This window comes from Paucilactobacillus suebicus DSM 5007 = KCTC 3549 (assembly GCF_001434475.1).
In the GTDB taxonomy this organism is placed as follows: domain Bacteria; phylum Bacillota; class Bacilli; order Lactobacillales; family Lactobacillaceae; genus Paucilactobacillus; species Paucilactobacillus suebicus.
Genome location: NZ_AZGF01000017.1, coordinates 1 through 15,856 on the forward strand (window position 1 = coordinate 1; position 15,856 = coordinate 15,856).

General features: G+C 41.7%; 4 protein-coding genes. All 4 read right to left on the minus strand.

Features of this window, described 5'->3' with window-relative positions; genetic code table 11:
• The coding region (locus FD16_RS07690) for an Ig-like domain-containing protein (RefSeq protein ID WP_156403246.1) at positions 1 to 1,285 on the minus strand (1,285 nt) is incomplete at its 3' end.
• 297 nt (positions 1,286 to 1,582) lie between these two features.
• Complete coding sequence (locus FD16_RS07695; RefSeq protein ID WP_010622578.1) at positions 1,583 to 2,578, minus strand: KxYKxGKxW signal peptide domain-containing protein; 996 nt, start codon at positions 2,576 to 2,578, stop codon at positions 1,583 to 1,585.
• A 755-nt stretch (positions 2,579 to 3,333) separates the two neighbouring features.
• Positions 3,334 to 3,480 (minus strand): hypothetical protein, encoded by a 147-nt coding sequence (locus tag FD16_RS13035; protein WP_010622577.1) that lies wholly within the window; start codon positions 3,478 to 3,480, stop codon positions 3,334 to 3,336.
• A gap of 183 nt (positions 3,481 to 3,663) precedes the next feature.
• On the minus strand, positions 3,664 to 15,702 hold the full coding sequence (locus FD16_RS07700) for a mucin-binding protein (RefSeq protein ID WP_010622576.1): 12,039 nt from the start codon (positions 15,700 to 15,702) through the stop codon (positions 3,664 to 3,666).
• Positions 15,703 to 15,856: the final 154 nt, after the last annotated feature.

The window sequence follows — 15,856 nt, forward strand, 5'->3', positions numbered from 1 at the left end:
TCAATGACGTTGACTTCGAACCACTGATTGACTTACTCAACGATGTTGACTTCGAACCTGAAATCGATTTACTCAATGACGTTGATTTCGAGCCTGATACTGACTTGCTCAATGATGTTGATTTCGAAGCACTGATCGATTTACTTAATGATGTCGACTTAGAGCCTGAGATTGACTTACTCAATGACGTTGACTTAGAGCCACTGATTGACTTACTTAATGATCTCGATCTCGAACCAGATACTGATTTACTGTAAGATGTTGATTTTGAACCGCTGATTGACTTACTTAACGACTTCGAACGTGAACCAGATACTGATTTACTATATGAAGTCGAAGTAATCTTGCTTAATGATGTACTCCTTGAGCCAGAAATTGAACGGCTGGTTGAATTGATCATTGATGAATTAGCAACAACATGGATCTCGGCTCTAAATGTGACAGTTACATTATCTTCAGTGAAGGTAACATTAACATTATAGTAACCAGGGACATTGAAATTGACGTTACTCAAATCAGCAGTTAAATACTTGCTTAGGAAGCTAATGTTGCCAGAAAGCACATTACCATCAACACTGATAGTACCAATCAGGTTTGTAATACGGCTACTTGCATACGTTGAAGCAGTGTAATCACCAGCTTCAACCGTATCTTCGCCACCAGTAATTGAAACGCTACCAACAGCCTTTTGAGTCACATGAAGTATAGCTGGAGCTGTTTGAAGTGTGTAAGTATACCCACGTGAGCTAATTGTAACAACAACATAATACTTAGTGCCATCATCGCTCAGTCTTGTGGAAGGCGTAGTATATGATGAACTATTGTAGCCAACCGGAATACTTATACCATTTACAATCTTGTACCACTGATATGAAACTTTCGCACCATTGAGAGAACTTGTAACAGCATTTGCTAAAGTAAATGTTGCGCTATTACCAGCTGTAACCGTCTCATCGTTAACCCCAGTACTTACTGTGACAAATACTGAATCAGAAACAGTGCTACCGTCAGCATTTGTGGCGGTTGCAGTAATAATTACTGGCGTTGAGCTTGCTCTAACAGCAGTTATAACACCGGTAGTAGGATCAACTGTCGCAACTGATGGATTGCTTGAAGACCAAGTAACTTTAGCAGTTGCGCCGTGGTTCAACGTTGCAGTTGCTTGTTCAGACTGATTATAGATAGTCGAACTGCCATTAACTGTGACGGTTGCTCCGGCCATCAGGTATCCGCCGGCGCTAACTTCAATGGAAGTTGCCGGGCGGTTAACTGGACTAGTAACCACTGTGGCTACGTTAGAATAGTAAGAATCAGTACCAAAAATTGCGTTTAGAATGCCATCAGTGAATGGTCCAAACCAACTGTTGTTAACCGCAAAAGTGACACCAATTTGATAGTAATTAGTTCCAGCATTGCCTGCTTTAAAGGTAAATGAACCAGTTGTATTGTAAGCGACTGCTACACCATTTAGATACAGTGTATAAGTTGCAGAAATACTACCGGCTGCTCCAAATGTGAAGAAGAACGAATTAGTATTGTAGGAAGCTTCTTTTAAATACTGTAAAATACCGGTGCTAACCGTTCAAGAAATCGTAACGGTGTTACCAGAAACCACATTTTGGCTTTGTGGTTGAGTGATAAATCCTGTGGTAACGGGAATTCCAACAAAATAGATCGGGCTTGCAGAAGGAGTTGCATATTCACCAGCATAACTGCTTGATGCGCTAATTGTAACGGCCTGAGCTGCACCTGTTGCATCATAAATTGCATCAGCAAGTTCTTTACCAGCTGTAATGGCAGCATCTGAGTCGTCATCATTATTTGCAGTAACTTCTGTTGTCCCATGACTATACTTCAAAGTAGCAATGTCAGAACTAATTGTTAATGCCAAGACATTGTTGGAGTTAATATAATCTGCAATTGCAGCATATTCAGCCTGAGTCAATGTGACTCCATTGCCCACAGTGATCGTCAAATTACCGCTACCATCAAGCGTGGCGGTTGCATCTGTTAATCCAATTGCTGTTGCAACGTTAGTTGTTGCAGTTCCGGCTGTAGCGGTATCAGTACTGATCGAACTGATCGTTCCAGCTTCGCTATTTGTAGCCTGAGTTGTCGTATCTGAGGCTGCTGATGTCGTGTCTGTCTTTGTGGAAGTTTCACTAGTTGATAGACTAGTTGAAATGCTAGTAGACAGACTTGAAGAAGTACTATTATTACTTGTTGATGTACTTGTACTGGTTTGCGACGTGCTAGTACTTGTTGTCGTCGAAGAAGAAGTACTCGTACTTGTTGAAGTACTATTTGTACTCGTTGATGTAGATGTGCTGGTCGACCCGGACGGAATCGTCGCCGAATCCTTAGTCGCCAGTACATCCCCTTTGTTCGTTGTTTGTGTAACAGTTTGGACTGTTGAATCTGCTTTCGCATTAGCTTGTGAGCTGGCGGCAGCACCACCTAATAACCCACTAAACGTGGCAATCCCTGCAAAGAACCAACGACGTCCGGCTTTATACATCTTATAATGTTCTTTGCTATTGCTTTTGATTAATTCTTGTCTTTGTTTGCCAAACTTCATGCAATATCCCCTCAATTCTTCAAGATTTTAAGCCAAATTACAAACTTCCCATCATTTACCACGGTTATACTTAAATATGTATCCGCTGTTTAAATCAACTTCTCCCAATCTTGCACGTAACTCGGCCCGACAATTACGTGAATTTTGAAATTAGTTTCTGAAATTTGAGTTTTTTGATCCGGTTCAAAAAAATGCAGGTTTCAAATCTGCACACACTGATTCCAGGTTGATTCGCACAGCAGTTTACCATGGCATTTATAATGAAAAAATATTAACTCGAAATAATTTTCATCAAATCCCAAAATTTTAGACCAAATTATTTAAATTTTGGGAATTTTTTATGCATTAAAAATGAAAGCGAATTTATTTATCAGTTGATTATGAATAGTGTTAATTATAAAATATTTACCGAAACATTATATTGCTTATAATGGTGTATAAGTGCTGTCGTACCAGGGTTTACGTATGTCGGGTGTGATAACTATTTTCTATATTTTACTTATAATTTGTAAGTATCTTTTTGCTTATTATAAAAAGATTCATTTATTTTATTCATCAAAAATGTATATTAACTGCTTTTTCAAGCATAAATTCAGCCTCATTTTCATTTCAATCTCAGATTCAATAAAAATAACGGACATCACTTAGGAATAATTAGTAATTTTGCCTAAGTGATGCCCGTTATTTCTTTCATACTATTTATCGATGGTTAATCTATATCTTTAATCCATAATTATCCTGGATTATACAACTAACTATTTAGACGCCGTAGTTTCTGCCAAATATTTAGTTGCCATTTCTTCCAGCAGCGTTGCTACAGATGTATCGTGCACAACAGCGTATACTTTCAACTGCTTAATTAAATCACTATCTAATGTGGTCGTAAACTTTCTCTTTGACATAACGAACATCTCCTTTTAAACGTATTGTAAATGCTAATTTACCGCACGTAAACACAAACGCCAAATTTAATGCTCGAATTTTAAATTTTTTTATCAATTGATATACTATTTTCGTATTTAACATTTATTTTAATTTAATATAAAAAGAGCACATTCTTTTGAATGTGCTCTTCATGTTTTTCACTATTGATCTTCCTTACGTTTCTTTTTGCGAGTGCCCGCAAGACCGATTAGTGAAATTGCTAATCCTATTAGTCCTAATGAATCTACTTCATTTTGTGCCTCAGAAGTTTGTGGTAATTTACCATTTGCCTTACCAGACTTATTTGCATTTGTTGCTGATTCATTAGTCTCAATTCTGCCGGCAGTATCAGTAACTTTGTTGCCATTGGCGTCGGTTTGTGCGCCGGAGGCCTGAACGTCGTTACTGCCACTTGTTGTAGTTGTCGCAGTGGCAGTACCCGTCGAAGTGCTTGGTTTAGTCTGTTGACCATCACCATTATCACGAACATAGTAATCACCGAGTTCTACACTAACCGCTTCACCATTGGCCGACTTGAAGTAACTAATTGTACCGTCCGCCGCGATCGTCTCACCAATCGTTAACGTTCCCGTATCATCATGCGATAAGGAAATCCCATCTGGTTCATTATTACTGATCGTTGTCTCACCAGTCTTACCAGTCTTACCAGTCTTACCAGGAATTACTGTGATCGGATCAAGTGGCTCCTTTCCAATTGGTGTTTCAGTCACCACTGCCGTGCCACTGTCATCGATTTCAACGTGTGTCTTATCACCGTTTGGCCACGTCTTGTCAATCGTAGTAACTTCACCATTACCATTAAGCGTGGTGGTCGTTGAACCACCATTTGGATCATCGATCGTTGTCGAAGTGTAGTAGTTCGTTGGTTCAACACTGACAGGATCACCGCTTGCCGTCTTAAAGTAACTAACTGTACCATCCGATGTAATCGTCTCACCAACTGTCGAAGCACCTGTACCATCATGAGTTAATGTAATTCCATTAGGCTCATTATTAGTGATGGTTGTCTTACCAGTAGTGGTTTCATCCCCAATATTAATTGCGATCGGAGCAAGTGGATCCTGTCCGCTTGGTGTTTCAGTAACGGTGACGACATTGGTATTTGTATCAATATCAACGTGAGTTTTATCACCATCTGGCCAGATCTTGTCAATCTTGGTGACTTCTCCGTTTCCGTTAACCGTGGTACTAGTAGTACCACCATTCGGATCATCGATAGTCGTGGTTACATAACTATCAGCTGGGTCAACACTGACTGAATCACCGTTAGCTGACTTTAAGTAGCTAATTGTGCCATCTGACGTAACACCTTCTTCAACACTTGATGAACTCGTTGGATTGCCATTCGTATCTGTGCCAGTTGTATCATGAGTCAATGTAACACCGTCTGGTTCATTATTAGTGACGGTTGTCTTACCAGTCTGAGTTGTATCACCTGGTTTAATCATCACAGGCGTGAGTGGATCATCGCCATTTGGCGTCTCAGTCACAGTAATCACATTGGTATTTGTGTCAATATCTACATGAGTTTTGTCACCATCTGGCCACGTCTTATCAATCTCAGTAACTTCACCGTTACCATTAACCGTGGTACTGGTCGTGCCGCCGTTAGGATCGTCAGTGGTTGTGGTTACATAGTAATCATCTGGATCAACATTCACTGCATCTCCGTTGGCTGACTTGAAGTAACTAATTGTGCCATCTGACGTGACTATCTCGCCACTATTTGATGAACTCGTTGGGTTACCGTCTGTATCTGTGCCAGTTGTGTCGTGAGTTAACGTGACACCATCTGGTTCATTATTAGTAACAGTTGTTTTGCCTGTCGTAGCAGTATCGTTAGGCTTAATTGTTACTGGTGCAAGTGGATTTTCACCATTTGGGGTTTCAGTAACCGTAACCACGTTGGTGTTGGTATCTATCTCGACGTGAGTCTTGTCACCATCTGGCCAAGTTTTATCAATCTTAGTGACTTCACCATTGCCGTTAACTGTTGTAGTTGTCGTGCCACCGTTTGGATCATTAGTAGTTGTTGTTACATAATTATCAGCTGGGTCAACGCTTACCGCATCGCCAGTGGCTGACTTGAAGTAACTAATCGTGCCATCTGACGTGACTGTCTCACCACTAGCGGAAGGACTGGCTGGTTTGCCATCGGTATCTGTCCCAGTTGTATCATGGATTAGCGTCACACCGTTCGGCTCAGTGTTAGTAACAGTTGTCTTACCAATTTGTGTGGTGTCGCCTGGATTGACAGTCGCAGGATCGAGCGGATCTTGTCCATTTGGTGTTTCAGTGACGGTAATCACATTGGTACTAGTATCAATATCAACATGAGTCTTATCTCCATCTGGCCAAGTTTTATCAATCATAGTAACTTCACCATTACCATTAATTGTAGTAATGGTGGTGCCACCGTTTGGATCAGCTGTTGTAGTGGTGGTGTAATAATATGCTGGATCAACACTGACTGCATCGCCGTTAGCCGACTTGAAGTAACTAATCGTGCCATCTGACGTGACTGTCTCACCACTAGTGGCAGGACTGGTTGGATTGCCGTCGGTATCTGTTCCAGTTGTATCGTGTGTCAGCATTACGCCATCAGGCTCGTTATTAGTAATAGTTGTTTTACCTGTTGTGTTCGTATCATTTGGATTAATCGTCACTGGTGTAAGCGGATCTTCACCCGCAGGTGTTTCGGTAACGGTAATCACATTAGTATTAGTGTCAATTTCAACGTGAGTTGTATCTCCATCTGGCCAGATCTTATTAATTTCCGTAACTTCATCATTGCCATTAACCGTTGTGGTAGTGGTGCCACCATTTGGATCATCAGTAGTTGTTGTTAGGTAGTAATCATCTGGACTGACACTGACTGCATCACCAGTTGCCGACTTGAAGTAGCTGACTGTACCATTTGATGTGATACTTTCACCAGTACTTGATGGGCCTGTTGGGTTGCCATCAGTATCGGTTCCGGTTGTATCATGTGTCAAAACCACACCATCAGGTTCATTATCCGTAACTGTCGTCTTACCGGTCTTGACTGTGTCATTAGGACTAATCGTAACCGGGGCAAGTGGGGCTTCATCATTTGGCGTTTCAACAACGGTAATCACATTGGTTTCATTGTTAATCTCAACATGAGTTGTGTCACCATCTGGCCACGTCTTGTTGACCACAGTTACTTTGCCATTACCATCAACGGTAGTATCAGTAGTGCCACCATTTGGATCCTGCGTGGTTGTTGTTACATAGTAATCTGACGGATCAACACTGACAGCGTCACCAGTTGCCGACTTGAAGTAACTGATTGTGCCATCTGATGAGATACTTTCACCGGTATTTGAAGGACTGGTTGGATTGCCATCCGTGTCGATATCAGTTGTATCGTGTGTCAGCGTTACACCATTGGGTTCATTATTGGTAACTGTCGTTTTACCAGTCTTTGAAACATCACCAGCATTAATTGTAACTGGAGCAAGCGGACTATCACCGTTTGGTGTCTCAGTCACAGTTATCACATTAGTATCGGTATCAATATCAACGTGAGTCTTGTCACCATCTGACCACGTCTTATCAATCGTAACAATATTACCATTATCGTCAGTCGTTGTGACCGTTGTGCCACCGTCAGGGTCAGTAGTAGTTGTACCACTGTAAACATATGTGATTTCAATGGTTGGAATAGAGACCGCGGCAGTGTCACCAGATAGCGCAGTTGCAATTTCAGCATCTGAAGCAGCATTCACGCTAGTTGGAGTTGGCGCGTAGTTTTCAACACTTGGTGCATCAAACTCCGTTAAGTTATTAGTCTGCATTGTCCATGCCGTGTAACCGATAAATTCACCCGTCCCTTGATCAAATTCTGCCGTTCGACTGTAGGTCGCAGTTTGGGTTTGTAAGTCGTCCGATTCTCCATCCTTAGGACCACCAACATACTGATCTGAGATTTGACGGGTTACCGTCTTGTTCAAATCTGCATCTGTGATTGTTATATCACTTTTCGGTCCTGTCGGATCTGATGGGTCGATTGGATCACCAGTATTAATCGGTGTGGTTACATCAGCTACATTCGTGGTGTAAATGAAGTCCACGCCATCATTAATTGAAGTTGTATCCGCATTGTTAGCGAAAGTTGTCAGTGACGAACTAATTCCACTTGCATCGTAAGTGTCAGGTGACACTTTATAACCTAATTTCGGTGTTGCTGTGATTGTACTTGCCGTCTCACTTGGGTCGACTAATGTCCAATTGCCGTAGTTACCAGTTGCTTCACCGGTTGATGCATCAACTTCATACGTTCGTTCATAGTTAAATGTCTGAACTGCGTTGTCTGCTGTCTGAGTAACTTCAGCACCGCTCGCATCGTCAACATGGCCTGTTGCTGTGAATGTGTACGTCTTATGCGTCTCGTTATACAATGTCTGACTTGTGGTAGTTGTCCCTGAGTCACTTGGCGCCTGGTTATCAGCGACATTTGACGTGTAAATAAAGTCCACTCCGTTGGTTTCATCTTCGGCATTGGTAGCTGTTTTGAATGTATTCAACATCGTTTGAATTTCCGTAGCAGTTTCTGTTTCTGGAGCTACTTTATAACCGTTCTTAGCTATTGCAGTGACATCTGTTGGGACATTTGAGCTATCGACTAATGTCCATGCTCCGTAATTGCCAGTTGCTTCGCCGGTTGCTGCATCCACTTCATACATCCGTTCATAGTTAAATGTTTGGATCGCATTGTCCGCTGTCTGAGTAACCGTTTCACCACTTACATTGTCAATATGACCAGTTGCCGTGAACGTAAACGTCTTATGTGTATTCTCATATTCTGCATCCGTTGTGTCACTTGGTGCTGGAATATTGGATACATTAGTGGTGTAGATAAAATCAATACCGTCATTGACTGATGTCGTATCCGTATCAATTGCAAAGTTTGTTAACGCTGCATTAATATCATTAGCTTCATAGCTTGTTGGTGCGACCTCATAACCTAACTTGGCCGTTGGTGTAATTGTGCTTGCCGCCTCGCTTGAATCGGCTAATGTCCAGCTACCGTAGTTTCCAGTCGCTTTACCAGTTTCAGCATCCACTTCATACGTCCGCTCATAGTTGAATGTTTGAATGGCGTTATCTGCAATTTGGGTGACTGCCTCTCCACTTGCATTATCGATATGACCAGTTGCTGTGAATGTGTAGGTCTTATGCGTGTTAGCATATTCTGCATCTGTTGTGTCACTTGGTGCCGGAATATTGGACACATTCGTTGTGTAGATAAAGTCAACACCATTAGTGCCAGCTTCTGTGTCAGTTAATGCTTCGAATTCGTCTAACATCGCTTGAATTGCCGCCGCGGTTTCAGTTCCTGGTTCTGCTTTGTAACCTGTCTTAGTGGTTGCAATAATGTTGGTTGGTACATTGGTGCTATCGACTAATGTCCAATCTCCATAGTTTCCCGTTACTTCACCTGTTGTTGCGTCAACTTCATACGTCCGCTCATAATTAAATGTTTGGATTGCGTTGTCTGCTGTTTGGGTAACTTCTACTCCGTTGGCATCACCAATATGGCCAGTTGCCGTGAATGTAAACGTCTTATGCGTCTCGTTATACAACGTTTGACTGTCCGTGGTTGTACCCGAATCACTTGGTGCTTGGTTATCAGTGACGTTCGATGTGTAGATAAAGTCCACGCCATTTGTTCCAGCTTCTGTGTCAGTTGCCGCCTGGAAATCATCCAACATTGCTTGAATCTCTGTAGCAGTTTCAGTTTCTGGAGCTACTTTGTAGCCTACCTTGGTAGTTGCAATAATGTCGGTTGGTACATTGGTACTATCAACTAATGTCCATTCGCCATAATTACCAGTCGCTACACCAGTTGCTGCATCTACTTCATACGTCCGCTCATAACTGAATGTTTGGACAGCGTTGTCTGCTGTTTGAGCAACCACTGCGCCACTTGCATTGTCGATATGACCAGTCGCAGTGAATGTATACGTCTTATGCGTATTCTCATATTCCGGATCAGTTGTGTCACTTGGTGCTTGATTATTCTTAACATTCGTTGACACATTGGCAGTATATGTTAATTGTGCAGTACCGCCATCCGCAACATTAGCCAAGAAGGCTGTGATGTCTGATGACCCATCAGTACTTATCCAGTTTTTAAACAAGTCATCAACATTCGTATAAGTTTTAATATTTGGTGTGTTTTCATCACCAATATTACCCGTAATATTATAGCCATAACCAATGCTCAAACTTGCTGTCGGTTGAGAAACTCCTCCACCAGCATATTGCCAATCTGATCCACCGACATATTCACCGGTAATATCATCTACATATACTGTTCGAGTATAGGTTCTAGTAAACGATCCATCAGTAATGGTCAAATGAGTTGGATCACTAGAAACCACCTGAACTGTCAGTGCCAAATGGGTTGCGGCATAGTCATCTGTCCCAACTGTAGTACTACCAGCATCAACTGGTGTCGTTAAATGAACTAAATGAATCGTTGCATTATCCGTATCGTCTCCGTTAACAACACCTGTATAAGAGGCATCGGTTCCTGAGACAGTCACATTACCATTCAAATCAGGTTGTGTGCTTGCTAGACCATAACCGGCTGGAATATTAATCGCTTGATTTTGACCAGCATCTCCAACAAATCCAATAATTGTCTGATCCTGACCTGTAATATCTTTGCTGTTGCCATCTGCATCTTTTTCATCGTCATCAACGAATTTGACGGTTGCTGTTAATTGGGCAAAATATGTCACAGTGATGGTAGCAATTCCTAAGAAGTTTGATTCATCATCCTGTCCAAAAGTTCCAGAAGCTCCAAATGAAAATAGTGTGTAACTGTCTGTTAACATTGATGCCAACTCTTCACCAGCTGTTTCTCCGCTGTCAACCGTCATATCGCCATCTGTCTGTGATTCGGAACGTCCATCTTGGTAATTATAAACAACGTTTAATGTATTATTAGTTTTATTAACAGTTGCCACCAATTCGCTAATATTGTTTGAATTACGATCTCCACTTGCATATGTGAAAACGATCGAACTAACCTGTGAAGTTGGATATCCATCGACTGCAACATTAGCTGCAGTTCCTCCTTCAGTATCATCAAGCGGATCTAACGTAACCGTTTGATCACCTTTCAGTGAGTTCCCATTAGTATCTTTAACTGAAACCACTACGTTCGCAACATAGTGATCTAACGAGATTGTGACGTTCTTATTAGTACCAAACGTGTATGGTATTGTAGCTACCTGTGATGGATCCAACGTATATGAAAGACCGCCATCCCATTTAGTCAGATCAACACTATAATTCTGACTTGTCTGATCGCTACTTAATCCATAAACTGTATCGGTGTAAACCACATTACCATTTGTCGAATCAGTGTACTGGAAGTTAATAGTCGATACATTAGCTTGCCCAGCTACTCCAGTAATCGCATAATTTGGATTTGCTGCGGTAATTTTCTGCAAACCTGCAGCAGTTAACGTTACTGTCATTACGCCGTTACTGCTTAAAACTGTGTAATCCGTTCCGCTGATTAGAGCATCCTTGTATTTAGGTGCAATTGAAGAAGTGCTGGTAATATCGGCAGATCCGGTCACACTTGGTACGTTAAATGTGAGTGAAACGGTTGGAACCCCAACCTTACTAATTGCCGTAATTGTCGGTGTCACCGTTGCAGCTCGTGGTGTAACCACAAAACTAGCCGTTGCATAATCCAGTGACAAAGGATTAATCGTATTCGTCGTATATTTATTTAATTCATTATTTGTTAAATATTCTTTGGCAGAATTATTACCATCTGCCAGGCTAAATGCATAAGTCCCCACCTGTGATGTATCGACATTGCCGTTATTAACAAAATCTTCTGGTAAGAACCATCCAGCAGTTAATGAATAATCCCGAATACTATTAGTGCCACTATCATAGTAATAGATCATTGCCGTTGTCTGGCTGGCATTACTATCAGCACTCGTGCCATCGTACACATGTTGATTTTGTCGAATGATCAGTGCATTAGCGACGAAGATACTGCTGGTATTAGCTCCGCTAGCAAACGAAACTTGATATTTATTGCCAGTGGTACTTGCAAGTAGTGCATTCAGTGCAGTAATCCCAGCGCTAGTTAGACTATATGAATACTGACCGCACAGGCTACCATCTGAAGTTACCGTGAAGTAATTATTGAAATTAGCGTCAGATGCCATATCAGCTAAGCCTGCAATAAACACAGCTTTGTTGCTAGATCCATCACCATTAAAGTACGTGGCGATTCCTGTGTTACCCCAAGCTAACCAGGAAAGTGCAGAGTTACTGGTTGCATCAGAATAGTTTTGAATATCTGTTTGTAAAAACTTAGCCGCAGTTGTTGAACCATCATAATTTGCAACGATGGCTTTATTGAGAGTCATCGCAACTGTCTGCGTTGCAATGGTGTAGGCAAATGTTGCTGTTCCAGCCGCGCTATTAGTAAGGGTAAGCGCGTTCGTCGTTGGGTTAACATTGTAGTTGGCAATTGTACCTGGTGTAATCACGATTACATCCCCAACATGTGCATTAATGGCCGTCCCATAAGTACCCGTTTGTGCTGCACCATCGTTGATCGTGTAAGTGAAATTAGTGGTTGTTCCACTAGGAATCCCCGTTGCATTGACCGTAAATGTTTGAGCTTGTTGCATATAAACTACCGAAATTGCGCTAGCTGCATCTTCGCTCAACGTAACAGTTTGTGTTGCCGGCGTTACATAATTTGCAACTACGCCCGGTGTCACCACGATCACATCTCCAGCATGGGCTAATACTGCTGTGCCATAAGTACCATTTTGTGGCGTTCCACCATTTACCGTGTAAGTAAACCCTGTAGTACCAGTAGGAGTCCCCGTCTGCGTGACTGTAAATGTTTGATTCTTTTGACTGTATGTTACAGTGGCCGATCCAGTGTTATTTGCGGTAAGTGTAATGGTGTCTGCATTAAGACTGGCATCATAATTTGTAATTGTGTCTGGTAAGATAGCAATTACATCACCCACGTGAGCGTTGATTGCTGTCCCGTAAGTTCCTGTCTGAGCTGAGCCACCATTGATTGTGTAACTAAATCCTGCAGTACTACCAGATGGAGCGCCCATTTGTGATACAGTAAATGATTGTTCGTTGGCCGTGTAAGCAACCTTAATAACCCCACCACTCGTTGGAATAGTTGGTGTGTTATTGGTTGTATCAGTATCTGTGTCATTAAAAGTTGGTGCGGTATATCCGGCAACGGTTGGTAACTGAGTTGTATCAATTAGCGAACCAGAAACGCCAGTAATTGAATTACTTGCAGTGCCAATATTATTACCATTTGAATCAGTAGGTTGAATTGTGTAGCTTACTTGTTGACCATAGACGACTGTGACCGTATTAATCGCATTCACCGTATCATCAAAGCTTACTGAGGATTGTGGTGTCACACTGGTCACATATCCTGTTTCGTCAGACGGTGTCACATTTAAAGTTTCACCGTCATTCAAGTTGATTTCAACGCCAGATCCATAGCTGACCTCAGTAGCACCATTGACGACACTACCTTCAGTGTTCGTTACCGTGTAACTAAACGTTGCATCTGCTGGTGCACCTTTTGATTGAACCGTCACTTGACCAGCCTGAACAGTGTTAACGGCATACGGAACATAGACGACACCACCACTTTCTGGAATGGTAATGGTGCTGACATCTGATGGGATCTCGTATCCATCAACACTAGCAGGTAAGTTAGATGTATCAATTGTGCCACCAAATGAGCCTGTCAGATAATCGCCATTGCTGTCCGTGGTAATTGCACTACCAAGTGAAGTGTAATTAGTTTTAATTATTGATCCACTTGCATCTTTAACAATTGTTTCAATCGCAGGTTGTTCGCTATATGACAATGTATTAGCCGCAACTGCATTAGCATAAAAGCTAACCAAATATGATTGAGTCTGAGGGCTGGCATAGTTGGCGACGTCATGAGGATTAGCATCAGTTGTGTCGGTACCAGTGTATGTGGTGGTCAGTTTATCGCCACTTGTATCTGTGATACTATCCGCATCAACTTTGGCCCATACTGAATCCGTGTAGGCTTGATCACCAGTATTTTCAATGGTTTGACCATCCGCTGCATCCGCAATTCCTTGATCATAGAATGGTTTGATGTAGTGATAGACATCCCAGAAACCTTGTTGATACATTTGCGTAATTAGTGGGTCATCAGTAGGTATAGAAGAATCAATTTTTGATACATCTATTTGGCTTGGAGTAGTGCTATCTGAAATTCCCAGTGCGGTCCAAACAGCATCCGGATTACTTGGATCTTCTGAATACATGATCTGAATAGCCTTGTACTTGCCGACCATGGCATAACCGTAAGCAGCACTCACGATTGCCTTAGAATATGCTAAGTATAATTGGTTGAACATTGAAAAGTTTGGAAATGCTACTGCGTTGCCGGAAAAAGTTTCACTGTTCCATCCAGTTGCCGTACCTGGTTCAATTGCACCAACATATTCGCCCAGTGGAGTTGTTGCAGGTACATTTATAACTAAACTTACTGCAGAACCAATTTGATCATACATTGATCCAATATGACCAATAATTGTGGATAACGAATACGCACCATCAATTGTCATCAATTCGTGAACTAATTCATTAGAGTTTGCATCGATTGCTGCAAGTACAAAATTGGTCCCTGATGCTTCCATTCCTTGACTATCTGAGACTGTATTGACCGCCGGTAACACATTTTTAATAACGTATGATTCAGCTCCTGGAACGATTTCACTAATATATGTTCCCACAATGTTATTAATAAACTCACTGTAAACACCGGCCCAGAAGCTTGAATCCATTCCTGATGGCATTGTATACTTTTCCAGCTTAGAATCTTCCAACCCAGCATCTGATGCACCATTTCCTGTAGCAACCATTAAGTATTCATCAGAGAATGTGCCATCGGGCTTTTCTAGTATCCCCATCAGATCAGTACTAGACGTGCTAGCAAACTGAGTCATATCAGCTTGTTCGGATGTTGTCATATTATCAAGGTTCGTAACTAATTGGTTAATATAACTATCACTTGAACCAACGAAGTAATAATAAATTTCTGAAAGATAATTCATTAATCCAGCAAAATCTGCAGCGCTTTGGGCATTTAAAGCAATACTTAGTCTAAGTCCTGTTTTGCCGTACTTATCAACTAACTGATTATAATAATCTTGTAAATCTGCCGATGTTGCATCGGTAACACTTTTACCATTCAAATCTGTATAGGTTCCAGTACCAGCGGCGGTCATCAGAGCTAAATCCGCCATTGTGATTGGTGTAGCCACAGCGTTTCCTAGTGTAACAGTCGACACACTTGTATCAGCATTCGAATATGTCCGCCAAGCTGTCGTACCGGCCGCATCCTTAGCCGTAACAACAACCGGTGAAATATTCATGCCCGCAAGTAATGTCTTAGCATTGTTTAAATCCTGTTGTGTTGCCGTTACAGGCAAATCAAATTGAACCGTGCCATCAGCCAACGTCTCAACCGTTGTTCCGGCTGGTAATTGTGCTAGCGCTACACTAGTCTGATCTTGAACTGATGCAGACGAACTCGTGGCAGATCCAGAAGAATCAACACTCGAATCAGATACTTGTGCGGCAGAGCTAACACTTGCTTCAGCTGTGCTAACAGCTGCACTAGATGTCGCTACAGTTGTTGCAGATGTTGCTGAGCTGGCAGCCGATAATCCCGTGGATTCGTCAGCTGTACTGCTACTTGTTACCGCACTTGAAGAAGCTTCACTCACAGCATCAGCAACTTTACTCTGTTCGGTGGTACTTTGACTTGAACTGGCGCTGGCAGATAAATCTGCGCTACTGCTTAATGACACTTGGCTAGTACTTGCAGATAGTGCAACTGCACTGCTTTGTATATTAGACACACTACTAGTACTATCTGCAACCGTGGTAGTGGTAACAGCATCATCAGCGTGAACATTTAAATTACTGAACATCACTCCAGCCCCGAACGTTAGTAGTGAAATGCCAGCATATAGCCATGATCTGCCAGCTTTATACATCTTATAATGTTGTTTTAGTTGGCCAGAATCATGCATTAGTTTATTACGATTATTATTAAAACGATTATCAGACATCAATTTTCCCCTCCATTGATAGATTCACGTCTATTTAAAAATTCATTCTTTGTCAAACGGTCTCCCAAGATAGACTGTTTTTTAATGGTTAATTTTCGTTATGTCGCTCAATTTTTTTAAATTATGTTCTCGATCATTCGTACAAGTCATCTTT